The 23,421-nt window shown below is 33.2% G+C and carries 25 protein-coding genes; 4 read left to right on the top strand and 21 right to left on the bottom strand.

Annotated elements, in window-relative coordinates; all coding sequences use genetic code 11:
• The first annotated feature begins 139 nt into the window (after positions 1-139).
• The gene (gene tnpA, locus AL499_RS01375; RefSeq protein ID WP_062248827.1) at positions 140-622 is read left to right on the top strand and encodes an IS200/IS605 family transposase; all 483 of its coding nucleotides are present in this window, start codon (positions 140-142) and stop codon (positions 620-622) included.
• A 124-nt stretch (positions 623-746) separates the two neighbouring features.
• Here the strand turns inward: tnpA and AL499_RS01370 are convergent, their stop codons facing one another.
• From AL499_RS01370 to AL499_RS01285, 18 genes are all read right to left on the bottom strand, one after another.
• On the bottom strand, positions 747-1,724 hold the full coding sequence (locus AL499_RS01370; RefSeq protein WP_002459046.1) for an aromatic acid exporter family protein: 978 nt from the start codon (positions 1,722-1,724) through the stop codon (positions 747-749).
• Between the two features lie 13 nt (positions 1,725-1,737).
• Positions 1,738-2,175 carry a bacilliredoxin BrxB gene (gene brxB / locus AL499_RS01365; RefSeq protein WP_002478146.1) on the bottom strand — a complete coding sequence of 146 codons (438 nt, stop codon included), beginning with the start codon at positions 2,173-2,175 and terminating at the stop codon, positions 1,738-1,740.
• A gap of 147 nt (positions 2,176-2,322) precedes the next feature.
• Positions 2,323-3,576, bottom strand: coding sequence for a dihydrolipoamide acetyltransferase family protein (locus AL499_RS01360; protein ID WP_002491916.1), 1,254 nt, complete (start codon positions 3,574-3,576; stop codon positions 2,323-2,325).
• A 13-nt stretch (positions 3,577-3,589) separates the two neighbouring features.
• Positions 3,590-4,573, bottom strand: a complete 984-nt coding sequence (locus AL499_RS01355) for an alpha-ketoacid dehydrogenase subunit beta (RefSeq protein WP_002491924.1) — start codon at positions 4,571-4,573, stop codon at positions 3,590-3,592.
• Entirely contained in the window at positions 4,566-5,564 is a 999-nt protein-coding gene (locus tag AL499_RS01350; RefSeq protein WP_002459042.1) for a thiamine pyrophosphate-dependent dehydrogenase E1 component subunit alpha, read from the bottom strand. The genes AL499_RS01355 and AL499_RS01350 overlap by 8 nt, the downstream gene beginning before the upstream one ends.
• A 15-nt stretch (positions 5,565-5,579) precedes the next feature.
• Positions 5,580-7,004: a dihydrolipoyl dehydrogenase gene (gene lpdA / locus AL499_RS01345; RefSeq protein WP_002491913.1), complete on the bottom strand. Its 1,425-nt coding sequence runs from the start codon at positions 7,002-7,004 to the stop codon at positions 5,580-5,582.
• A gap of 211 nt (positions 7,005-7,215) precedes the next feature.
• On the bottom strand, positions 7,216-8,103 hold the full coding sequence (locus AL499_RS01340) for a phosphate acyltransferase (RefSeq protein ID WP_002459040.1): 888 nt from the start codon (positions 8,101-8,103) through the stop codon (positions 7,216-7,218).
• Positions 8,104-8,134: 31 nt separating this feature from the next.
• Positions 8,135-9,814, bottom strand: coding sequence for a DNA repair protein RecN (gene recN, locus AL499_RS01335; RefSeq protein ID WP_002459039.1), 1,680 nt, complete (start codon positions 9,812-9,814; stop codon positions 8,135-8,137).
• Between the two features lie 15 nt (positions 9,815-9,829).
• The gene (gene ahrC / locus AL499_RS01330) at positions 9,830-10,282 is read right to left on the bottom strand and encodes a transcriptional regulator AhrC/ArgR (protein WP_002478141.1); all 453 of its coding nucleotides are present in this window, start codon (positions 10,280-10,282) and stop codon (positions 9,830-9,832) included.
• A 303-nt stretch (positions 10,283-10,585) separates the two neighbouring features.
• A complete protein-coding gene (locus AL499_RS01325) occupies positions 10,586-11,467 on the bottom strand; it encodes a polyprenyl synthetase family protein (RefSeq protein WP_037540760.1) in 882 nt (293 codons plus the stop codon).
• A complete protein-coding gene (locus AL499_RS01320) occupies positions 11,445-11,675 on the bottom strand; it encodes an exodeoxyribonuclease VII small subunit (protein ID WP_002459036.1) in 231 nt (76 codons plus the stop codon). The genes AL499_RS01325 and AL499_RS01320 overlap by 23 nt, the downstream gene beginning before the upstream one ends.
• The gene (xseA, locus tag AL499_RS01315; RefSeq protein WP_002491920.1) at positions 11,668-13,005 is read right to left on the bottom strand and encodes an exodeoxyribonuclease VII large subunit; all 1,338 of its coding nucleotides are present in this window, start codon (positions 13,003-13,005) and stop codon (positions 11,668-11,670) included. The genes AL499_RS01320 and xseA overlap by 8 nt, the downstream gene beginning before the upstream one ends.
• 20 nt (positions 13,006-13,025) lie before the next feature.
• Positions 13,026-13,412 (bottom strand): transcription antitermination factor NusB, encoded by a 387-nt coding sequence (gene nusB / locus AL499_RS01310; RefSeq protein WP_002459034.1) that lies wholly within the window; start codon positions 13,410-13,412, stop codon positions 13,026-13,028.
• A gap of 24 nt (positions 13,413-13,436) precedes the next feature.
• A complete protein-coding gene (locus tag AL499_RS01305; protein WP_002491912.1) occupies positions 13,437-13,799 on the bottom strand; it encodes an Asp23/Gls24 family envelope stress response protein in 363 nt (120 codons plus the stop codon).
• A gap of 16 nt (positions 13,800-13,815) precedes the next feature.
• Positions 13,816-15,171 carry an acetyl-CoA carboxylase biotin carboxylase subunit gene (gene accC, locus AL499_RS01300; protein WP_002478138.1) on the bottom strand — a complete coding sequence of 452 codons (1,356 nt, stop codon included), beginning with the start codon at positions 15,169-15,171 and terminating at the stop codon, positions 13,816-13,818.
• Entirely contained in the window at positions 15,171-15,644 is a 474-nt protein-coding gene (accB, locus tag AL499_RS01295) for an acetyl-CoA carboxylase biotin carboxyl carrier protein (protein WP_002459031.1), read from the bottom strand. Before accB ends, accC begins: the two co-directional genes overlap by 1 nt.
• A gap of 236 nt (positions 15,645-15,880) precedes the next feature.
• Positions 15,881-16,438, bottom strand: a complete 558-nt coding sequence (gene efp / locus AL499_RS01290) for an elongation factor P (protein ID WP_002459030.1) — start codon at positions 16,436-16,438, stop codon at positions 15,881-15,883.
• Positions 16,439-16,465: 27 nt separating this feature from the next.
• Positions 16,466-17,527, bottom strand: coding sequence for a M24 family metallopeptidase (locus tag AL499_RS01285; protein ID WP_002491911.1), 1,062 nt, complete (start codon positions 17,525-17,527; stop codon positions 16,466-16,468).
• 103 nt (positions 17,528-17,630) lie between these two features.
• Here AL499_RS01285 and AL499_RS01280 point away from each other — a divergent pair, with 103 nt between their 5' ends.
• Positions 17,631-18,221: a putative periplasmic lipoprotein gene (locus AL499_RS01280; protein WP_002491910.1), complete on the top strand. Its 591-nt coding sequence runs from the start codon at positions 17,631-17,633 to the stop codon at positions 18,219-18,221.
• Positions 18,222-18,249: 28 nt separating this feature from the next.
• Positions 18,250-18,465: an SA1362 family protein gene (locus tag AL499_RS01275; RefSeq protein WP_002459027.1), complete on the top strand. Its 216-nt coding sequence runs from the start codon at positions 18,250-18,252 to the stop codon at positions 18,463-18,465.
• Between the two features lie 454 nt (positions 18,466-18,919).
• Here AL499_RS01275 and AL499_RS01270 read toward each other — a convergent pair whose 3' ends face one another.
• Positions 18,920-19,750, bottom strand: coding sequence for a lipoate--protein ligase family protein (locus AL499_RS01270; protein ID WP_002459026.1), 831 nt, complete (start codon positions 19,748-19,750; stop codon positions 18,920-18,922).
• Positions 19,751-19,900: 150 nt separating this feature from the next.
• Between AL499_RS01270 and AL499_RS01265 the strand changes: the two genes are divergently transcribed.
• Complete coding sequence (locus AL499_RS01265) at positions 19,901-20,287, top strand: rhodanese-like domain-containing protein (protein WP_002459025.1); 387 nt, start codon at positions 19,901-19,903, stop codon at positions 20,285-20,287.
• Between the two features lie 305 nt (positions 20,288-20,592).
• On the opposite strand, the gene gcvPB is transcribed toward AL499_RS01265, so the two are convergent.
• Both gcvPB and gcvPA read right to left on the bottom strand, forming a co-directional pair.
• Entirely contained in the window at positions 20,593-22,068 is a 1,476-nt protein-coding gene (gene gcvPB / locus AL499_RS01260) for an aminomethyl-transferring glycine dehydrogenase subunit GcvPB (protein ID WP_002478135.1), read from the bottom strand.
• Positions 22,058-23,407, bottom strand: a complete 1,350-nt coding sequence (gene gcvPA, locus AL499_RS01255) for an aminomethyl-transferring glycine dehydrogenase subunit GcvPA (protein WP_002478134.1) — start codon at positions 23,405-23,407, stop codon at positions 22,058-22,060. The genes gcvPB and gcvPA overlap by 11 nt, the downstream gene beginning before the upstream one ends.
• Positions 23,408-23,421: the final 14 nt, after the last annotated feature.

Raw genomic sequence — 23,421 nt, 5'->3', positions numbered from 1 at the left:
TTTATTGTAAAAAGAAAACCATACGCTATGCGTATGGTTCAGAAAAGGTTCTACCATTGTCACAAAAAATGCATCTCTTCGTACTAGAATTAATATTGGTCAGCCAACCAAAATAATCAACACGAGGAGATGCTATTTAATGTCATCCGACACAAACAGTTTAGCACATACAAAATGGAATTGTAAGTATTATATCGTCTTTGCTCCTAAATACAGAAGACAAGTGATATATGGAAAAATAAAAAAAGATATTGGAATGATTTTGCGTCAATTGTGCGAAAGAAAAGGCGTAGAGATAATTGAAGCAGAGGCATGTAAAGATCATATTCACATGTTAGTTAGTATTCCGCCAAAAATAGGTGTATCATCATTTGTTGGCTATTTAAAAGGAAAAAGTAGTTTAATGATATTTGATAGACATGCCAACTTGAAATATAGATATGGAAATAGAAAGTTTTGGTGCAAAGGATATTATGTAGATACTGTAGGTAGAAACAAAAAAGTAATTGAAAATTATATACGAAACCAATTACAAGAGGATATCGTTGCAGATCAAATCTCAATGGAAGAATACCTAGATCCGTTTACAGGAGAAGAAATTAAAAAAAGAAAGAAAAAATAGTAACCCTTTAGGGTTGCTGGAATAGTAGTGCAGTTGGCTGACTTATCAGTGCCCTTTTAGGACTGGCCAGTATGAAAGGCTTATAGCCGCAGAACAAACCACCCGTTCACACGGGTGGTTTTGATTATAATTCACTATGTAAGCGCAATGAGCCGAATTGTGATTTTATTTGTAAATAATCCTCTAATTCATTTAAAATCTGAATTAAACTTGAACGTGAATTTAATGCTTTATGTGTGGTTGGTAAAGGCAATTCATTTAATGTGAGTCTGATTTCATATAAAGAATGTAAGCGCAATACTGTATAGTCGTTGCTATTGACATTTTCACCAATTTCATACAATAAATGTGAGACTCTTTTAGCTATTGGATCGTTTATTTCAACATTTTGAAGGTGTGCGTGTATACGTTTTAATAACTCAAGTTGTTCTTGTCGCATATCAAAATAGTGATAGTATGAATTTTCATTACGTACAAAATGATTTTTTACATCTCTAAATGCGATTGACTTTCCTTTGCTAATATCTAACTGTAATTGCTTGAAATTCAATTTAATAATCTCATTTGATGATTTACATAATTGGCTAAATTTTAAAAAGACTTCTTTAAATTCTTGTTCAATTTTAGCTTTATAACGCATTAAATCTTTATCTAAACTTGGCATAATTAAATTCATAATAAAAGCAATACCAAGACCAACACATAAAAGCTGGATTTCATTGAAAATTAAATGAAGGTTAATTGCTTTAGCGTTAAAGACATGAAGTAAAATAACGCAACTGGTAACGACACCTTCTTGTACTTTTAACATCACGGTAACAGGAATAAATAACATAACGATTAAACCTAGAATAACTGGTGTTTGACCTAATAAACTGAAGATAGCAGAACCAATAAATAAAACTAAGATACAGGATATAAATCGAGATACTATCGCTTGAACCGAATGCATTTTTGTATGTTTGATGCACAACACAATAAGGATAGCACTTGAAGCATAATTATCAAGTCCTAGCCATTTTGCTAGAATGACTCCGAGAGTAATACCTACAGCTGTTTTCAGTGTTCTAAATCCAATCTTATAAGGATTTAACTTTAACATGTGTAAGCACCAATTATCTTTCTTCGCAGTACTTATCGAATAACGCTTGTAATTGATTGATGACATCCATAACATCATGTCCTTCAATTTGATGACGTTCAATCATTTCAGTGATTTTACCGTTTTTAATAAGTGCAAAAGATGGACTAGATGGTGCATAGCCTTCAAAATAATCTCTTGCTTTTTGTGTTGCTTCCTTATCTTGACCAGCAAATACCGTAACAAGACGTTGAGGCAATTTATCATAATGTAATGCGTGTGAAGCTGCTGGACGAGCTACGCCTCCTGCACAACCACATACAGAATTCACCATCACTAATGTGGTTCCTTGTTGTTGTAATACTTCATCAACCTCTTCTGCAGTTGTTAGTTGTTGATAGCCAGCTTGTTCAATTTCACTGCGGGCTTGATTAACTACATCGTTCATATATAAATCAAAATTTAAATCCATATGATTCACCTTTCATTTTAAAAAGACTTTCCTTTATTCTACTAATATTGACAGCAATCTTCAATAAGCTTGTTTACTCGAAATGATATAACACAAAAAGCATGAAAACAAAATCAAAGTTGACTACGTTTTCATGCCTGCAAAATATTAATAAATATTTGTTGTCTCTATCGTATATTGTTCAATGCGTTTTTTAACGTGTGACATAAACTTACCTGTTTGTACCCCATCAAGTATTCTATGATCAATTGAAATACATAAATTTACCATGCTTCTAACAGCTATCATATCATCAATAACTACAGGTTTTTTAATGATTGATTCAACTTGTAAAATGGCTGCTTGAGGATGATTGATAATACCCATAGAAGAAACAGAACCAAATGTACCTGTGTTATTTACAGTAAATGTACCGCCTTCCATGTCAGCTTGTGTTAATTTTTTTGTCCGTGCTTTATTTGCTAAATCATTAATTTCTCTAGCAATACCTTTAATTGATTTTTCATCCGCGTGTTTAATCACTGGGACATATAACTTATCATCATCAGCTACTGCTATAGAAATGTTTATGTCTTTATGAATGATGATGTCTTCACCGTCCCAACTACTATTAAGAATAGGATTTGCTTTTAAAGCGTCTGCCACGGCTTTTACAAAGAATGCAAAGAACGTTAAGTTATAACCCTCTTTTTCTTTAAAGTTATTTTTATAATGATTTCTTGTTTGAACTAAGTTTGAAGCATCTATTTCAACCATCATCCAACCGTGTGGTATTTCTGTTACACTAGTTACCATATTTTGCGCGATGGCTTTTCTGACACCGTTGACAGGAATACTTGATGGTTGCAATGACTCAGTCTTAGAAGTTGTATTTCTAGTTGCTGTCGTAGCTTTAGTTTGTTGCTTTTCTTGACTTGTGTTATCGCTGTGTTGTTGAATATATTTTAAAATATCTTTCTTGGTTACACGTCCCTCAAATCCTGTACCTATTACTTGTGTTAAATCTACTTGATGTTCAGCAGCTAATTTGAATACTACAGGTGAAAATCGACCGTTATTATTTTTTGCGTCTGTATCTTGTGATTTATAAGAATTTAAGGCATTTTTTGCAGACTGAGATTCAGTTATGTTATTTTGAGATTTATCATCAATATGGTTATTTGTTTCTCCATGTGTCTCAATACGACAAATAATTGAATCAACGGCAACTGTTTCACCTTTATCAACAAGTATTTCAGTAATTGTACCTGATACTGTTGAAGGGACTTCAGCAGTGACTTTATCTGTGATAACTTCACATAGTGGCTCATATTCATCTACTGAATCTCCAACTGAGACTAACCACGTTTCTATTGTACCTTCATGTACACTTTCACCTAACTTTGGCATTTTTACATCCATTTTTATACACTCCTTAAAATGACGCAAGTTCACGCATTTTCGCTTCAATTTTTTCAGGATTCATCATTACTTCGTTTTCTAAAGAAGGTGAAAATGGCATTGAAGGTACATCTGGACCAGCTAATCTCATGATAGGTGCATCTAAATCAAAGAGACAGTTTTCAGCTATAATTGCTGCGACCTCTGACATAACACTTCCTTCTAAATTATCCTCTGTGACCAACAAGATTTTGCCATTTTGTTTTGCATGTTGAATGATTGTTTCCTTATCTAATGGATATATGGTTCTTAAATCGACAACTTCAACACTAATGCCATCTGCTGCTAATATATCAGCTGCTTGCAGACAATAATTAACACATAATCCGTATGTAAATACAGTTATATCTTGTCCTTCTCTTTTTACATCTGCTTTTCCAAGTGGCACGGTATAATAGCCTTCAGGAACTTCTTCTTTTAAAAAACGATAAGCTTTTTTATGTTCGAAGAATAATACTGGGTCATTAGATGCAATGGATGATAATAATAATCCTTTAGCATCATAAGGGGATGATGGTATAACAACTGTTAATCCAGGCGTTGAAGCAAAAATACTTTCGATGCTTTGCGAGTGATACAAACCACCATGAACACCTCCACCAAAAGGTGCGCGAATTGTGATAGGACAATTCCAATCATTATTGGATCGATAGCGCATTTTTGCTGCTTCACTAATAATTTGATTTGTAGCTGGTAAAATAAAGTCTGCAAATTGAATTTCAGCAATTGGTCGTTTACCTAAAGCTGAAGCACCAATCGCAGTACCTACTATATTTGATTCGGCTAAAGGTGTATCAAATACACGTTCAACACCATATTTTTCTTGTAAGCCTTTTGTTGCACCGAAGACACCACCCTTAACACCTACATCTTCACCAAGAATAAAGACATTTTCATCCTTTTCCATAGCGATATCTTGAGCTTGTAGAATAGCATCTAAATAAGATAATTTAGCCATTTTGACTACTCCCTTCTTCATATACATGTGTGTAAGCTTCTTCTACATTAGGGTAGTCTGCAGCTTCGGCATCTTTAGTTGCTTGATTGATGATATGTTTATGTTCATTTTCTATTTTATCTAACCATGTTTGATCAATAATGCCAGTGTCCAGTAAGTAAGATTTAAATTTGACATTACAGTCATTTGCTTTTAATCCCTCTTTAATACTTTTACTGCGATACTGATCGTCATCGTCAGAAGAATGCGGTGTCATTCGAGCTGTAACGGCTTCTATTAACGTTGGGCCATCACCATTTAATGCACGTATTCTAGCTTCTTTCATGGCAGCATAAACAGCAATTGGATCGTTACCATCAACTGTAATCCCTTTTATACCATAGCCTATTGCCCTATCTGATAATTTTTCGGCAGCGTATTGTAATGAATCAGGCACTGAAATTGCATATTTGTTATTGATAATAACACACACTAAAGGCAACTTATGCACACCAGCAAAGTTTAGACCTTCATGGAAGTCGCCTTGATTAGTACTTCCTTCACCGATAGTTGCCACAGCTATATTTTCTTTTTTATCCATCTTCAGTGCTAGCGCTGCACCAGCTGTATGTGGAATTTGAGTCCCTACAGGAGAACTTTGGGAAAGCATACCTTTTGCTTTATAGCCATAGTGGGCAGGCATTTGTTTCCCTCCAGAGTTAACATCATCTTTTTTACCAAATGAATTTAACATAATTTGATAAGGGCTCATACCCATATACGTTACAAAAGCTAAATCTCGATAATAAGGTGAGGAAATATCTCCTTCTTTAAGTGCGTAAGCCATACCAATTTGAGTCGCTTCTTGCCCTTGGCCACTGACAACAAAAGGTATTTTACCAGCTCGATTTAATAACCATAAGCGCTCATCTACTTTTCTTCCTAAATCCATTCCTTTGAAAATGGCTTTTAAATCATCTTCGGTTAATCCGACAGATTGATAATCTTTCATTGTATTTCCTCCTAATTAAACGTGAATAGCTCTATTCTCTATTTTCAATCCTGCTTCCATCAATATTTCTGACATGGATGGATGTGCATGTGTTGTTAATCCTAATTCTAACGCAGAACCATTCATAAATTGTAATAATGCAGCCTCATTTATTAGTTCAGTAACATGTGTTCCAAACATTTGTATACCAATGATTTCTTTATCATCTGCACGAACTATAACGTCGATAAATCCAGCTTGATTGTCCGCTGACACTATCATTGATTTACCATTTGCGCGAAGTGGTAATGTATAGCGTTCGAATTCAATATCTTGTACTGTTGCATCATTATCATTCATTCCTATAGAAGCGATTTCTGGGTATGTATATACACATTTAGGCATTAATTGATAATCTATAGGAATAGGATTATGTTCAAACATATGTTCTACGGCAACGATACCTTCTTTCGAGCCAACATGTGCGAGTTGTAATTTACCTATACAATCTCCGGCTGCATATATATGTTGTTCTTCAGTTTGTTGAAATTTATTGATATTTATATAACCTGCATCATTACAAGTGATCTTAGTGTTGTTTAACCCAATATCTGAAGTGTTAGGTTTACGACCAACTGCAACTAACACTTTATCAACATTAATTATTTGGTTATCCTTCAATGTAAAATCGATTTTTTCTGTTGTAATATTAACTGTATCTTTAGTTAATTCTACATTTAAATGAAAATGTACACCACGTTGTTCTAATGCTTTTTGAATGGCTTGAGAAATACGCTCACTCTCAGTAGGCAGTACGCGAGATGATGATTCAATTACATGTACATGAACACCTAAATCAATCATAAGTGAAGCAAATTCTAAACCAATGACACCAGCACCAATAATGGCTATGCTGTGAGGTAATGTATCTAGATTCAATACATCATCACTCGATAATACAATGTGATGATCAAAAGGTAAAAATGGTAATTCTGTTGGTCTAGAGCCAGTTGCGATAAGTACAAATTGATTTGTCAGTAATTCTGATTGCCCATCAGTATATTCTACGGAAATCGTTCCACTTTGAGGTGAGAATATTGAACTCCCTAAAATTCGGCCAGTTCCATTATAAATATCAATATGATTTTGTTTCATTAAATGCTGAACACCTTGGAACATTTGATTAACTATTTGCGTCTTCCGTTGCATAATTTTGTTGAAATCAATGGAAAAATCATTAATTTTTATGCCATATTCACTACTTTGTGTAACTGTATGTGCAACTTCGGCAGATTTCAATAAAGATTTGGTTGGTATGCATCCTTTATGCAGACAAGTACCACCAAGCAATTGTCGTTCAACAATTGCTACTTTTTTACCAAGTTGTGATGCCCTAATTGCGGCAACATAACCTGCAGTTCCACCGCCTAACACGACTAAATCATATTGGTTTTTTGACATTGATAAAACTCCCGTCTTTACAACTTCATTTTTAACTACGCATTTATGAAGTTCAATGACTTTTAAATATAGTTATATATTAATTTCACTAAATCATTTTACAACATGTAATTTAACAAAATGAAGAATTATTCTTTATTTTGATATTTATTTACTCTTAAAGCTATAAAACTCAAAAATTATTTGCGTACTGTATAGTTTATGTTTTTGTTTAACTTAAACTTATAGCTAAATGAATTGAATCGATAATTGTTTGTAATTGATCAGATCTTGATGTATAGGAAATTGGTATTGCTGCTCCAAGTAGAATACTCGCTACTTGAGCATGACCTATCAATGTGAATGATTTATAAATGGCATTACCAACATCTATATCAGGAACAAGTAATGCATCAACTTCACCAGCTACCTCAGACATTTCATTTTTTTGAATAGCAATATTTTTGTCAATAGCATTATCCAAAGTGATTGGACCATCTACGGTAATAAAGCGTTCGTTCATTTTAGCAAAGTGCTCTTTTAATTTTGCGGCATCAATCGAAGACGAGATTTTCACAAAAGGTTGGTTAACCGATGATAAAATGCCAATATTAAAATGATCATACTCCATTGATTGCGCAAAACGTTTCAAATTAAAAATTGTGTTTATTTTTGTTTTATATTCCGGAAAACGTTGATATACGACATCACTTAAAACTAACGTCTTATAATATTGTGGTAAATCAAAACAAGCAATGTGATTAAATGATTGAGAAGCATTGCCAAATGCTTGTGTTAAAAACTTTTTAAAACGGGTTGTAGATATATTGCCTTTAACCAAAATGCTTGTTGAATCTTTTTCCAAATCTTGGCTACAAGAATAAAATAAATCTCGCAAATTATCATTTAATTTAAAGTGAATACGTCTTAATAATTGAATATCTAAATCATAAGAACGTATTAACTCGGAAGCATCCTCAATATCATATATATAAATATGTGCGTGTGTCGTTTTTAAAAGATTAATAATTGCAGCAATATATTTTTCTTCATTTGCAAATAAAATTCTTATATTTCCAGTAAAATTTTCTTTTTTCTGAATCAATTGTTTATAATGCATACGACTCAGCTCCACATCATTATTATTATGTTTAAGTTTGACGTTGATTTTGTGATATCATTTCTTTTGCATTTTCACGTGTTAAATCAGTAACATGTGCACCCGAGATCATGCGCGCGACCTCATTAATACGTTCTTCATTTTTTAACTCTTTCACATGTGTTGTTGTGCGACTATCATCCGAGGCTTTACTTATTAATAGATGGTGATCACTCATAGAAGCTACTTGTGGCAAATGCGAAATACATATAACTTGTATATAAGAAGCGATATCTTGCATTTTTTCTGCCATTTTTTGAGCAGCTTGTCCTGAAACACCTGAATCTACTTCGTCAAACAAAATAGCTGTTTGACCTCTTGATTTAACAAAAATACTTTTTAGTGCAAGCATGATACGTGATAATTCACCGCCTGAAGCAACTTTATTTAAGCTTTTTAATGGTTCTCCTTTATTAGGACTTATTAAGAACTCTACAAACTCAATACCGTCTTGATTCGGTTCTTCAAGTGGTTGAAAGGCAATTTCTAAATTTGCATCTTTCATTTGTAAATTGCGAATTTCCGCAACAATATGATCTCTTAATTCAAGAGCAACATTTCGTCGTTCCTTAGATAACTGTTGTCCTTTATCATAAACCCTATCTTTAAGTATGTTAATCTCTTCTTTTAGTTGTGCCGTACTTTCTTCGTAGTTTTCAATTTTTGAAATTTCATGTTCGAGCTTACTTTGATAAGTGATCAAACTAGGAATATCCTTGCCATACTTTCGTTTTAAATTATTTAATAAATTCATTCTAGATTCTGCTTCATTTAATACTTGCTCATCAAATTCTGTATTAGTCATGTCATCATATAGCTCGTGTTTAGCATCTTCTAAAGTATAGTAGAATTGATCTACTTCCTCTTTAAGTTTTTGGTATTTATTTGGCAAAATGTCATTAATAACTTGTAATTGATTGCTAAACTCATATAAACGATCGGTTATGGCATTGTCATCTGTTAATGTCATATGAGCGTTATTTAGTGCAATGCTTAACTTTTCAGAATTTTGAATACGATTAATGTCACTTTCTAGTTGTTCTTCTTCATCTTCTTTTAATTGAGCTTCTTGTAATTCTTCATACTGAAACTTCATTAAGTCTAAACGTTGCAGTAGTGCTTGATCAGCAGATTCAAGCTCTTCAAGTTCTTTTTGTTTCTGTTTATAAGAACGAAATATGTCTTGATACTGCTCTTTTAACTTTAAGTATTTATCTTCGGCATAATCATCAAGTAATTTTAAATGATATTTTTGCTTTAATAAGGATTGCGTTTCATGTTGACCATGTATATCTAATAATTCTTGCATAACTTTACGTAAATCTTGAAGGGTAACGGTTTGATTATTTAAGCGACAGATACTTTTACCAGAGCTAAATATTTCACGTTTCACTAACAAAAAATCTTCATCGATATCTATGCCAAGTTCGGAAAGTATCGAAATGGCTTCAATGCTATTATCTATGTCGAAGATACCTTCAATAATGGCTTTCTTTTCGCCATGACGCACAAAGTCGGATGACGCTCTCATACCAATTAATTGTCCTATGGCATCAATAATAATAGATTTTCCAGCACCTGTTTCACCACTCAAAACAGTTAGTCCATCAGAAAATTGAATTTCTAATTCGTCAATGATGGCAAATTGTTTGATTGATAAATTCTGTAGCATACATTCATCGCATCCTTATAATAAGTTAAAAATTCGAGATTTAATCTCATTACTAGCATTTTCATCTCTACAAATGAGTAAACATGTGTCATCGCCACAAATTGTTCCTAGCACTTCTGGCCAATCAATTTGATCCAGAATGGCACCAATCGATTGTGCATTGCCTGGTAATGTTTTTAAAACTAAAAGATTACCAGTACCTTCTATATTTACAAATGAGTCCATAAGATATCTTCCTAATTTTTCAAGCGGATGATATCTTCTATCGTTAGGCAAGCTATAAACATAATGACCTGATGGTGCTGGAACTTTAATAAGTTGTAATTCTTTAATATCTCTTGAGACAGTAGCTTGTGTTACATTGAGTTCATATTCATTCAAACGTTTAACTAATTCATCTTGAGTTTCTATTTGTTCGTTTGAAATAATTTCTCTTATTTTTATATGTCTTACAGATTTTTTAGCCAATATGAACACCTCTATTTACGAATATTTATACATTTATCTTATCACAATGCTAAAAGAACTACTACTAATGCTATTATGAATAGATATTTGAATTTGAACATAAAATAGTGTGAGTGTGTTGTGTACAAATGATTGACGAGAGATGTTTGATTCAAAATAATACGCTATTAACTAGAATATTTAGGTTGTGGCTAGAAAACCATTTATACATTTTGCAATTGTTTTGAATATTTATAAGTTGACTAGTTTCGTACAGAAAAACAACAAAAGGATACCCCTTTTGTTGTTATGTTATAATTGATTTTAATGATCACGTGTATAAAATAATTCAACGATATCTTTTAGCTGACTTATATCATAATCCTCTTTAAGTTGCTCAAGTTCATTTAGGGCAGCATTTTTATGCATTGCTAATTTTTCTTCGGCACCATCTTTTCCTAATAATGAGACATACGTACTTTTATGATTATCTATGTCGCTGCCAATTTTTTTACCTAATTTTGATTCTTCTCCATAAACATCAAGTAAATCATCTTTGATTTGAAACATTAATCCTAAATGTTGGCTAAATAAATTAAGATGCTCTGCAACATGCTCATTGACTTGAGCAATATCAGTTGCAGCCATGACAGCAAAGGTAAGTAACGCACCAGTCTTAGCTCTATGAATTTGTTCTAATGTTGAAATATCCACTGCCTGAGTCTCACTTTGCATATCAAGTGCTTGTCCACCGACCATGCCTAGATGACCACTTGCAAAAGCTAAACGTTGTATTAATTTAACTTTAATATCGTTATCAAGTTGAGTATCATTTGAAATGACATCAAAAGCTTTAGTTAATAGTGCATCACCTGCTAAAACTGCTTTCCATTCGCCAAATACTTTATGGTTAGTTAACTTACCACGACGATAATCATCATCATCCATAGCAGGTAAATCATCATGTATAAGCGAGTACGTATGTATCATTTCTAAAGCAGCTGCTGTAGCTAATCCTAATTGATAATCTTTGTTCAACATATCCAATGTAAGAAGAAGTAATAGCGGGCGAACGCGTTTACCCCCTGCATTAATTGAATATTGCATGCTTTCCTCAAGGTTTGTACCGAGCTTTGACTGAGGAATAAGATCGTCTAATACTTGGTTGACTTGTGAAATTAAGTCATTCTTCGATAGGTTCGTCATCATGATCTTCCTTTGATTCGTCTTTCATTAAATCATTCACTTTTTGCTCGGCTTCTTTTAAGGTAGTATCACAAGCAGCTGATAATGTCATGCCACGTTGATATAGGGCTAAAGATTCTTCTAACGACACCGTTTCATTATCTAATTTTGTAACGATATTTTCTAGTTCTTCCATCATTTGTTCAAAACTTTGCTGATCTTTACTCATTGTCACACCTTACTTTCTTAATAGTAGCTTCTACTTGACCATCTTTCATATTTAAAGTGATATCATCATTAACCGTTAAATCATGTGTGCTTGTCACAACTTGATTATCTTTGTGAATAATTGAATAACCTCGTAACATTGTATTGGTTGGGCTTAAATGATTAAGTTGTTCAACTTGATTATGCAATAATGTGCTAAATTGTTTTAACTGGTGCTGCATTATTTTTGTTAAATTGGTTTCAAGCTGATTCGTTTGTCGTTGTTCAGTTAATATATGCTGTTTGAAATTTTTGATGTTAAATCGTTGCTGTATTATTTGTAAATTTTGCTTTTGCTCTTTAAGCTTTGTAATTATTTTTAAATTTAACTGTTTTTCTAAATCATCACGTCGTTGTATCTGTTGATCGTACAATAATGAAGGTTGCTTAAATTTATAATATGATGAGATATGTTGTAATTGTTTGCGATGCTGTTCAATACGTTGTCTTATATATCGAGTTAATGTAAATTGTTGCTGTTTAATTTGTTGCATAAGATCATATTGATCTGGTGTTGCTATAACAGCAGCTTGTGTTGGTGTGGCTGCACGGATATCAGCAGCAAAATCACTTAAAGTAAAATCTGTTTCATGGCCAACTGCCGAAATAATAGGAGTTTGGCAATTATAAATTGCTCGAACAACTTCTTCTTCATTAAAGTTCCATAAGTCTTCAATAGATCCACCACCACGTCCAACGATAATTGTGTCAACATTTAAACTATCAGCATATCGAATTTTTTCAATGATATCTTGCTTTGCTTGTGTTCCCTGAACAAGTGTACTAATGGGAATCTTTTCGACTAATGGATATCGACTTTCTATTGTTGTTTGAATATCACGAATAGCTGCACCAGTGCTTGCGGTTAGAATGGCAATTTTTTTAGGATATTTTGGAATTGATTTTTTATATTGTTGGTCGAAAAGGCCTTCTTTAGTTAATTTCTTTTTCAATTCTTCAAGGCGTTGGTATAAATTACCTATACCATCTAATTGCATTTTATTGACATAGATTTGATAGTTGCCACGGCGTTCGTATACTGAGACGCGTGCCTCAATGAGCACCTCGTCTCCTTCTTTAGGATCGAAATTAATTTTCGCTGCGTTACCTTTAAACATCATTGCGCTAATAACACTATTTTGATCTTTAACATTGAAATAGAGATGGCCACTTGAATGACGTTTAAAATTTGATAATTCACCTTTAATTAATACAGATTGCAAATGTGGATCTTGATCAAACTTATATTTGATGTATTTAGTTAATGTACTGACACTTAAATATTCTGTCATAAATTATCACTCAATTACTGTTAATTTATATTGCTTAAAACACCATTGATAAATTTATAATGATCATCATCACTGAATTGCTTTGTAAGTTCCACCGCCTCATTTATGATCACTTTTGGTGGCGTATCACTATGCAGTAATTCAAATGTTGCCATTCTTAAAATAATACGATCCGTTTTTAATAAACGATTTAATGACCAATCTTTTAAATGAGGTTCAATTGCTTTATCCAATATTGGCTCATGGTCTTTCACACCAGTAACCAACCAATGGATAAAGGTGAAATCTAAGTCAGGATGATCATCTTTAATAAAATTTATCGCTTCACTAATGCTTAAATCACTATCTTTCATTTCGAGCTGGAATAGTGTTTGAAATGCTTGAGTTCTTGATTCTTTTCGACTCATAAATAACTCCTTCTATTGTGTGTCTTATTTCTCAACTGTAATATGTGTGATGTGCACATTAATTTGATTTAATTCAATTGCCGTCATTGTTTTTATAGAATTAAAGATAGCGGATTGAATGTTACTTGCCGCTTTGGAAATTTTAGTGCCATGTTTTAAAGAACAGTAAACATCAATGTTAATGCCTTCCTCTTTAGCATCTATTTTTAATAGTTTATTAAAGTTTTTATGGTTAATTTTTTCTAAGTTTGTATTTTTTAAGTCAGCAAAATGTCCTGATATACCTTCTGCTTCAGACGTCGCTATAATGGCAATCACGGATAAAACTTCTGGTGCGATTTCAACTTTACCTAAATTTTTATTTGTATAATCTGCAACATTTACCATAAATCGTACCTCCTAATTAATTTTCATCAGACATGACATTGTTCTGTTCTAAGAATTTAGTATTAAATAAACCACTTTGGAAAATATCATTCGTTAATAATTTTAAATGGAATGGAATAGTAGTATCAATACCTAATACTAAATATTCACTTAAAGCTCGAATTCCTGTATTAATGGCTTCACGTCTTGTTGGTTCATGAACGATAAGCTTTGCAACCATAGAATCATAAAATGGTGGTATAGTATAGTTTGTATAGCATGCTGATTCAACTCTCACTCCAAAGCCACCTGGAGCTAAGTATTGTGTAATCTTTCCAGGTGATGGCATAAAATCTTTATATGGATTTTCAGCATTAATACGAAATTCAATGGCATGTCCATTAATTTTTATATCACTTTGTGTAAATGGTAATGCTTCACCCATGGCCACTTTTAATTGAAGTTTGACTAAGTCAATGCCTGTTACCATTTCAGTGACAGGATGTTCAACTTGAATTCTTGTGTTCATTTCCATGAAATAAAATTGATCATCATCTAAATCATAAATAAATTCTACCGTTCCTGCATTTTCATAGTTAACTGCTTGTGCTGCTCTCACTGCAGCAGCACCCATTTCCTCTCTTTTAGCTTCAGTTAGAATAGGTGATGGGGATTCTTCAACTAACTTTTGCATGCGTCGTTGGATTGTGCAATCGCGTTCTCCAAGATGAACTACATGTCCAAATTGATCACCAATAATCTGAATTTCTATATGTCGGAAATTCTCTATGAATTTTTCAAGATATAATCCCCCATTACCAAATGCAGTCTCTGCTTCTTGTTGAGTCATCTTATATCCTTTTTCTAATTCTTGATCATTACGTGCGACACGAATGCCTTTGCCGCCGCCACCTGCAGTCGCTTTAATTATTACTGGATAACCAATATGATTAGCAATTTGTTTAGCATCATCAATCGACTGTAATAATCCTTCGCTACCTGGTACTACAGGTACATTTGCTGCAATCATTTCCGCTTTTGCTACATCTTTAATCCCCATTTTTTGGATAGATTCAAAGCTAGGTCCAATAAATTTTAATTGACAGGCTTCGCATAACTCAGCAAAGTCTCCATTTTCAGCTAAAAATCCATAACCTGGATGTACGCCATCACAGCCTGTTGACGTAGCAATTGATAAGATATTTGGAATATTTAAATAAGAATCTTTTGACTGAGTAGGACCAACGCAATATGCTTCATCAGCAATTTGAGTATGTAATGCGTCTTTGTCCCCTTCAGAATAGATTGCAACTGTTTGGATACCTAAATCATGGCATGCACGTATGATGCGTACGGCGATTTCACCACGATTTGCAATTAATACTTTTTTCATCATTTCACCTTAAATAACGGTTGGCCATACTCTACCATTTGTCCGTCTTCTACTAATATTTCTACGATTTCACCTGTAATCTCAGCTTGAATTTCATTGAATAATTTCATAGCTTCTAATATACAAACGGTTGAATCATTTGTAACTTTATCTCCGACTTGAACATAAGCTTCTTCTTCTGGAGATGGTGACTTATAAAATGTGCCAACCATTGGTGCATTTATTGTATTATAGTTTTCATCTGAATGTGGTTTTTCAGCAGTAGCAGCATCGTTTTGACTAACAGGTGAGGCTGAGTTTGATTCACTTGATTGATAAACAGGTGCAGCTTGAGTTGTATATTGTGGTGTAATGATTTCAGTTTCTTTTTCTTTTTTTAGACTAACTATATTATCTTTTTCTTGAATGTTGATTTCAGTTAAGTTTGATTGATCAAGAATTTCAATTAATTCTTTGATTTCTTTAAAATTCATATGAATGACTCCTTAAGATTGTTTTCCTTTACTCGTATATTTTACTGGACTGCTAGAGTCAATTCAAGCAAGGGATGTTTATTACTATGAAAATCAAAATAAAAGTGAGCTAAGACAGTTTATGTTTGCCTCAGCTCAACTCATAATGATAATAGATGGCGTGCTAAAATAGCATTATTAATATGCACAAATAATGGTCTATATCGTGTGCTTAATTCAATGTTTTATTACAAGGACTATCCTCTTGAAATGTAGCTACCATCACCAGTATTAATAATTAAAGTATCCCCTTCATTGACAAATAATGGGACGTTTAAAGTATATCCTGTTTCAACTGTGGCAGATTTAGTAGCACCAGTTGCAGTATCCCCTTTAATACCTGGTTCGGTTTCAGTTACTACTAACTCAACTGTTTTAGGTAATTCAACTCCAATTGTTTCGCCTTCATAAGATTGAATTTGAACTTCCATGTTTGCTTTTAAGTAATTTAATTCATCTTTTAAATAATCTCCAGATAATTCAGTTTGATCAAATGTTTCATTGTCCATAAATACATGGTTATCTCCGTCAGCATATAGATATTGCATACGACGATTTTCAATCATAGCTTGTTCGACTTTTTCACCAGCGCGGAAAGTTTTTTCTTGAATAGCACCTGTTCTTAAGTTACGTAATTTCGAACGAACAAAGGCAGAACCTTTACCTGGTTTTACATGTTGGAAGTCGATAACTTTCCAAATAGCATTATCTACAGAAATTGTTAAACCTGTTTTAAAATCATTAACCGAAATCATTCAGTTTCCTCCTCAATTATACGCTTTCTATAAAATAATAAGGTCTTTCGTACATTTAGTAAAGACTTCGCAGCCATTTTCTGTAATTAAAATGTCGTCTTCTATTCGAACACCACCAAGACCTTCAACATAAATACCTGGTTCAATGGTAACACAATTATTAACTTTTAATGTATTATTCGTGTTTTTTGATAACAAAGGCCCTTCATGAATGTCTAATCCGATACCATGTCCTAAAGAGTGACCAAACGCGTCCCCATAGCCATGCTTGTCAATATAATCTCTTGCCAAAGCATCAGCTTGTTGTGTGGTCATACCTGCTTTAATTTGATTGATTGCTAATTGCTGTGACTCTAATACAATATTGTATATTTCTTCCAATTGAGCTTTAGGTTTTCCTATGCCGAATGTACGTGTTATATCAGAACAATAACCATGATAATATGCTCCGAAATCTAAAGTAATCATATCCCCTTGCTCAATGATTTTATCACTAGCCACACCATGTGGTAATGCACCACGATAGCCCGATGCAACAATCGTATCAAATGATGGTCCATCTGCACCAAGATGTAGCATTTTACTTTCTAATAAAGCTTTTATTTCTTTTTCAGTCATGCCTGCTTTAGCGACGGTTAAAATATAATTATATGTATCGTCAACGATATGTGCTGCTTCTTTAATGAGGTCGATTTCAGCGGATGATTTTATTTCACGAATCGTTTCGATTTCATTTGCAATTGAACTAAAAGTAATCGTATTATCTTGTAATGATTTATAGGTATCGTAACTTACTAAATGCCCCTCGAAACCAATTATGGAGAAGCCCTTATCTAGTAGCACTTGTTTTACTTCTGTGATAAGATCATGCGTACGATTTATAATTTCAAAATCAGTTGCCTGTTCTGTAGCTTGTTTAATATATCTAAAATCTGTGATTAATATATTTTGTTGCTGACTAATAATTAAAGCGCCGCTTGTGCCAGTAAACCCAGATAAATATCTGCGGTTAAAATCGGATAATATCACAATAGCATCTAACTTTTTAGCATCTAATATCTGTTGGCGTACTTGGGATAATTTACTCATAATTAATCCTCCTTAGTTAACATTTGTAGTATTTTTATCTATACTTTAAAATGATAGCATAATAATTGGAGAAATAAAGTGATATTCAAACAGGGAGATACGTATGAAAAAAATAGTTTTGGCAATCGGTGCGTCGTTACTCTTAGCGGGTTGTGGATCTCAAAATTTAGGACCACTTGAAGATAAAACGACACAGTTAAGAGATGATAATCATCAGCTTAAATTAAAAATTCAAGAATTAAACAGTGAAGTTACATCAGAAAAAGAAAAAGTTAAAGCTTTAGAAAAAGATAAAAATAATAAAAAACAAGCAGCATCAAATAACCAAGAAGCTAAATTTCTTAAAGCTTCTGCTGAATATTATCAACAAATTACTAAGGCTATAGATATGTATAATAAACTTGATTTGACTAGAACTTCATCTAAGGTTAAAAAAGAGAACCTAGACAAATTAGATGAAATCGATAATAAACTTTCTGAAGCCTATTCAAATTATCAATCTTCTGTGAATGAGCATGATTTAAATAGTGATAATAAGAAAAAACATAAAGTTATCAAATCATTAAATAAAGATTTAACATCAGCTTTAGATGATATCAAATCTGGATATCAGTCAAAGGATACTAAGAAATTAAAAAAAGGACAATCAGAACTTGGACAAGTTAATTTAAGTGACAATCAAACAACAAAATAAGCAATGAATTATATCGAGGAGTTTTAATGTGAAAAATTTTATATTTTATCTTGTTCTAGCTATAGCAGCTATAGGATTAATCTTGAATTTTAATGTATTCGTAGTTTCATTTGCCAAGACAATTTTTGGGCTTATCATTATCATCATAATTATTTATTTAATTTACTATTTCTTCTTTTTGACTGAGGATCAGCGCAAATACCGTCGTGCTGTAAGAAAATATCGAAAAAGACATCGTAAATAAGTACAATAAAACAGGGTCTGGGACATTAAGTTCTTAAACAATGTAAAAAAGACAATTTCTATTAAAATTATTTGATAGAAATTGTCTTTTCCCTTATGTATTAGATAATAAATTATACGAAAATGACTAATTTTTTAGCATTTAAAGGTAAAATTACATGTTAATACGTAGTATTTAAGGTGAGACTCCTGAGGGGGCCAACAAAGAGAAAAGCGAAAAGTAATTCGTCGAACAAAGTAAGTTGGGGTGGGGCCCCAAAAGATAGGCTTTCGAAAAGAAAGCCAACGGACAAAGCAAGTTGGGGTGGCTGAAGCTGTCCCCTAGGAAAGCGAAGCCATTCAATACGAAGTATTGTGAAAATAGAGAACAGCAGTAAGATATTTTCTAAAAATTATCTTACTGCTGTTTATTATGGATTTACACCGTCCCAGACCCTGTTTTATTAAAGAAGTGATTATTTTCTATAATTCCATTCATCTGAACGATATTTATCTTCCAGTTTTTTTACTTCTTGCAATTGTTCATCTGTTAAAGTGAGTGGCTTTAATTCTATACCTAATCCTTGTTTGAAACCTTTTTCAAATGCTTGTTCCATATCCGTGATAGAAATATAGTGATCAGCAATATCATTTAGGGCAACAGCTTTATCTACAAAAGCAGCTTTCATTTTACTTTTTAAACGCTCGTTTTTGAAGATAAACATATCAAATAATTCATCAACATCAACATCTTGAAGTAATGAACCGTGCTGAAGGATAACCCCTTTTTGTCTTGTTTGTGCACTTCCTGCAATTTTTCTCCCTTCAACTACCAATTCATACCAACTTGGTGCATCAAAGCATACTGCACTACGAGGTTGTTTAAGCTTTTCTCTTTCTTCTTTTGATTTAGGTATAGCAAAGTAAGCGTCTAACCCAAGTTCTTTATATCCTTCTAATAATCCCTGTGAAATAACGCGATACGCTTCTGTTACAGTAGAAGGCATATTAGGGTGAGATTCAGGAACAATAACACTGTATGTTAGTTCTTTATCATGAAGAACACCACGTCCTCCGGTTTGACGTCTTACAAGTCCGAAACCTTTTTCTTTTACTTTATCAATATCAATTTCTTTCGTTAATCGCTGAAAGTATCCCACTGATAATGTTGCAGGATTCCACGTATAAAAGCGAATAACTGGCCCAATGTCACCACTGGCAACAAAGTTTAATAAGGCTTCATCCATAGCCATATTATAAAAAGGATCATGACTACCAGTATTGATAAAATTCCATGTTTCAGTCATAAAAAAACTCCATTCACTAATCTATATATTTCTATGCTAGCATTAAAGTAAAATTACTAAAATAATTTACGGAATTAGCATTAAATTATTTTGATAATTTGCGCCAACAGTCTTATAATTATAATATCGGTAATTTAGGGAGGATGCAAGATGAATATCTCTTTGATCATTGCTATAGCGATTATTGTTTTAATCATTCTTTACATGCTATATAATTGGATTTTGAACAAAAGATCCGTAACAGAATTAGATCAAAATGAATTTCATAGTGGTCTAAGAAAAGCACAAGTGATAGATGTGCGAGAGAAAGTTGATTACGATTACGGACATATTAATGGTGCCCGAAATATTCCTATCACGATGTTTAAACAAAGATTTCAAGGTTTGAGAAAAGATCAACCTATTTATCTTTGTGATGCAAATGGTATCGCAAGTTATCGTGCTGCAAGAATATTAAAGAAAAATGGCTACAAAAACCTTTATATGTTAAAAGGTGGCTATAAAAAATGGACTGGTAAAATCAAGTCCAAAAAGTAATACGATAAAAATTAGATGCGTTTGGGACATCATTAGAAAAATTAGCCAGTAAGTGAGTTTCTTGTAAATTCATTTACTGGCTAATTTATTGACTACACTTCCTATGATTAGCTTTCTTAGAGGACAGCTTTCAGCCACTTCAACTCGCCCCGCTTGAAAAATGGCTTCGCATTTCTTTGTGCTGGGGCCCCGCCACTAGCAATGTGCGCGCATGTGTTTTTAATATATGGAACTAAGATATTGGATTTTAGAAAAAATAAATCCCTTATAGAGAAACGTGCTTGTCTATAAGGGATTATTTATGATTATTCTTTTTCAGCGTGCAAATTTTCGAATTTTAATACTGGTTTACGTGCTGCTTGTGTTTCATCCAAACGATCAATAATAGTGGTATGTGGTGCTTCTAATACTTTATCAGGATCGTTTTTTGCTTCTTCTGCAATTTCAATCATTGCATTAATAAAGTGGTCGAGTGTTTCTTTAGACTCAGTTTCTGTTGGTTCAATCATCATTCCCTCTTCAACATTTAATGGGAAATAGATTGTTGGTGGATGTACACCAAAGTCTAGTAGACGTTTTGCCATATCGAGTGTACGCACGCCATGTTCTTTTTGTTTAGAACCGCTAAGCACAAATTCATGTTTACAATACTGTTCATAAGGTATTTCAAAATAGTCTTTCAAACTAGCTTTAATATAGTTAGCATTTAATACTGCAGCTTCAGATACTTCTTTAAGACCTTCAGCACCCATCGTTCTGATGTAAGTATACGCTCTTAAATAAATACCAAAGTTACCGTAAAATGGTTTGACACGTCCAATAGAATTTTCAATGTCATTGTCGTATTTATATGTTTGCCCTTCTTTAATAACCATAGGTTTAGGTAAATAGCTAGCTAATTCTTTTTTTACACCAACTGGTCCAGAACCAGGGCCGCCACCACCATGTGGACCTGTAAATGTTTTGTGAAGGTTTAAGTGTACGGCATCAAATCCCATATCTCCTGGGCGTACTTTATCCATGATAGCGTTTAAGTTCGCACCATCATAATAAAGTAATCCTCCTGCTTCATGTACGATTTCACGAATTTCCATGATGTTTTTTTCGAAAATTCCTAATGTATTTGGATTAGTTAACATAATAGCTGCTGTATTTTCATTAACAACACGTTTCAAGTCATCAATATCAACTTCTCCACGTTCATTTGATTTTACAGTGACAGATTTAAATCCAGCAAATGATGCAGAAGCAGGATTTGTACCATGAGCAGAATCAGGAACAATAACTTCATCTCGATGGCCTTCACCATTTTTTTGATGATAAGCTTTGAAAATCATTAATGCAGTCCATTCACCGTGAGCACCTGCAGCTGGTTGAAGTGTGACTTCATCCATGCCAGTTATTTCTTTAAGTTCTTCTTGTAGGCTATAAATAATTTCTAAAGAGCCTTGAACTTGATCCTCATCTTGGAGCGGATGAGATTCAGCAAATCCTGGAATACGTGCAACTTTTTCATTAATTTTTGGATTATACTTCATCGTACAAGAACCTAAAGGATAAAACCCAGAATCAACACCAAAGTTTTTGTTTGATAACTCTGTATAGTGACGAACTAAGTCTAACTCAGCAACTTCAGGTAATTCCGCTTTTTCTTTTCGGATAAATTTCTCATCTAAAATTGATGATACAGCGTCGGTTTTGATATCAGATTGTGGTAATGAATACGCATATCTTCCTTCTTTAGATCTTTCAAAAATTAATGGGCTAGATTTACTTACCATTTAACTCACCAGCTTTCTTAACGAATGTATCAATTTCTTCTTTTGTTCTTAATTCAGTAACTGCAATCAACATATGATTGTTCAAGTCATCTGATACGGCACCAAGATCAAATCCGCCAATAATACCTTCGTCTTTTAATTGAGCGTTGATATCTGCAATTGGTTTATCAAATTGAACCACAAATTCATTAAATGATGTACCATCTAAAACTTTAAAATCATGAGACTTAAATTGTTCTTTTGCATAATTTGCATGTTCTAGATTTTGAACTGCAATATCATAAATCCCTTGTTTACCAAGCGCAGACATAGCAATTGATGAAGCTAGTGCATTAAGTGCTTGGTTTGAACAAATGTTAGATGTGGCTTTATCACGACGAATGTGTTGTTCCCTAGCTTGTAAAGTTAAAACAAATCCACGATTTCCGTGGTCATCCTGTGTTTCCCCAACTAAACGACCTGGTACTTTACGCATTAATTTTTTGGTCGTTGCAAAATATCCACAATGTGGCCCACCAAATTGTGCTGGAATACCGAATGGTTGCGTATCGCCTACTACAATATCTGCACCAAATGAACCTGGAGGTGTCAGTAAGCCTAACGCTAATGGATTTGCATAGACGATAAATAATGCTTTTTTATTTTCAATAAATGAATGGATTTTTTCCAAGTCTTCAATTGATCCATAGAAATTAGGATATTGTACTGCAACTGCAGCTGTATTATCATCGATAGCTGCTTCTAATTTGTCTAAATCAGTAACTGTACCGTCAAGATCTACTTCAACAACTTCGAAATCTTTGCGTACTTTCACATACGTGTCTAAAACTTGTAATGCTTGATAATGTAAACCTTTAGATACAACGATTTTGTTTTTCTTAGTATGGTTAAAAGCTAAGATACAAGCTTCGGCAAAACTTGTTATGCCATCATACATTGAAGAATTGGCAACATCCATATTTGTTAATTCACAAATCAGTGTTTGAAATTCAAAAATAGCCTGAAGCTCACCTTGAGAAATCTCGGGTTGATAAGGTGTATAAGCGGTATAGAATTCTGATCGTGAAATCATTGCATCTACGACAGATGGTGCGTAGTGATCATATACACCAGCGCCTAAAAATGAAGTATGCGTCTCTTTCGTAATGTTTTTATTTGCTATATTGTTTAAACGTTTCAATAAAGTGGTTTCAGACTCTCCACTAGCAATATTTAAATTCCTATTTAAAAGAATATCTTTAGGTACATCTCCAAATAGGTCATTAATAGATTTCGCACCAATAGTATCTAACATTTCTTGCTTATCTTTATCAGTTAATGGAATATAACGATGACTCAAAGTACACACCCCTT

Origin of the sequence: Staphylococcus lugdunensis (assembly GCF_001558775.1) — a bacterium.
Taxonomy (GTDB): domain Bacteria; phylum Bacillota; class Bacilli; order Staphylococcales; family Staphylococcaceae; genus Staphylococcus; species Staphylococcus lugdunensis.
Note: the sequence above shows the minus strand (reverse complement) of the source record. Positions and strands in the feature narration are given on the sequence as shown.

Bases quoted from the DNA above. Each gene is read 5' to 3' on its own strand.
- tnpA (WP_062248827.1), top strand. From the start codon at position 140: ATGTCATCCGACACAAACAGTTTAGCACATACAAAATGGAATTGTAAG.
- AL499_RS01370 (WP_002459046.1), bottom strand. From the start codon at position 1,724: ATGTTAAAGTTAAATCCTTATAAGATTGGATTTAGAACACTGAAAACA.
- brxB (WP_002478146.1), bottom strand. From the start codon at position 2,175: ATGGATTTAAATTTTGATTTATATATGAACGATGTAGTTAATCAAGCC.
- AL499_RS01360 (WP_002491916.1), bottom strand. From the start codon at position 3,576: ATGGATGTAAAAATGCCAAAGTTAGGTGAAAGTGTACATGAAGGTACA.
- AL499_RS01355 (WP_002491924.1), bottom strand. From the start codon at position 4,573: ATGGCTAAATTATCTTATTTAGATGCTATTCTACAAGCTCAAGATATC.
- AL499_RS01350 (WP_002459042.1), bottom strand. From the start codon at position 5,564: ATGAAAGATTATCAATCTGTCGGATTAACCGAAGATGATTTAAAAGCC.
- lpdA (WP_002491913.1), bottom strand. From the start codon at position 7,004: ATGTCAAAAAACCAATATGATTTAGTCGTGTTAGGCGGTGGAACTGCA.
- AL499_RS01340 (WP_002459040.1), bottom strand. From the start codon at position 8,103: ATGCATTATAAACAATTGATTCAGAAAAAAGAAAATTTTACTGGAAAT.
- recN (WP_002459039.1), bottom strand. From the start codon at position 9,814: ATGCTACAGAATTTATCAATCAAACAATTTGCCATCATTGACGAATTA.
- AL499_RS01325 (WP_037540760.1), bottom strand. From the start codon at position 11,467: ATGACGAACCTATCGAAGAATGACTTAATTTCACAAGTCAACCAAGTA.
- AL499_RS01320 (WP_002459036.1), bottom strand. From the start codon at position 11,675: ATGAGTAAAGATCAGCAAAGTTTTGAACAAATGATGGAAGAACTAGAA.
- xseA (WP_002491920.1), bottom strand. From the start codon at position 13,005: ATGACAGAATATTTAAGTGTCAGTACATTAACTAAATACATCAAATAT.
- nusB (WP_002459034.1), bottom strand. From the start codon at position 13,412: ATGAGTCGAAAAGAATCAAGAACTCAAGCATTTCAAACACTATTCCAG.
- AL499_RS01305 (WP_002491912.1), bottom strand. From the start codon at position 13,799: ATGGTAAATGTTGCAGATTATACAAATAAAAATTTAGGTAAAGTTGAA.
- accC (WP_002478138.1), bottom strand. From the start codon at position 15,171: ATGAAAAAAGTATTAATTGCAAATCGTGGTGAAATCGCCGTACGCATC.
- accB (WP_002459031.1), bottom strand. From the start codon at position 15,644: ATGAATTTTAAAGAAATCAAAGAATTAATTGAAATTCTTGATCAATCA.
- efp (WP_002459030.1), bottom strand. From the start codon at position 16,438: ATGATTTCGGTTAATGATTTTAAAACAGGTTTAACAATTTCTGTAGAT.
- AL499_RS01285 (WP_002491911.1), bottom strand. From the start codon at position 17,527: ATGAGTAAATTATCCCAAGTACGCCAACAGATATTAGATGCTAAAAAG.
- AL499_RS01280 (WP_002491910.1), top strand. From the start codon at position 17,631: ATGAAAAAAATAGTTTTGGCAATCGGTGCGTCGTTACTCTTAGCGGGT.
- AL499_RS01270 (WP_002459026.1), bottom strand. From the start codon at position 19,750: ATGACTGAAACATGGAATTTTATCAATACTGGTAGTCATGATCCTTTT.
- AL499_RS01265 (WP_002459025.1), top strand. From the start codon at position 19,901: ATGAATATCTCTTTGATCATTGCTATAGCGATTATTGTTTTAATCATT.
- gcvPB (WP_002478135.1), bottom strand. From the start codon at position 22,068: ATGGTAAGTAAATCTAGCCCATTAATTTTTGAAAGATCTAAAGAAGGA.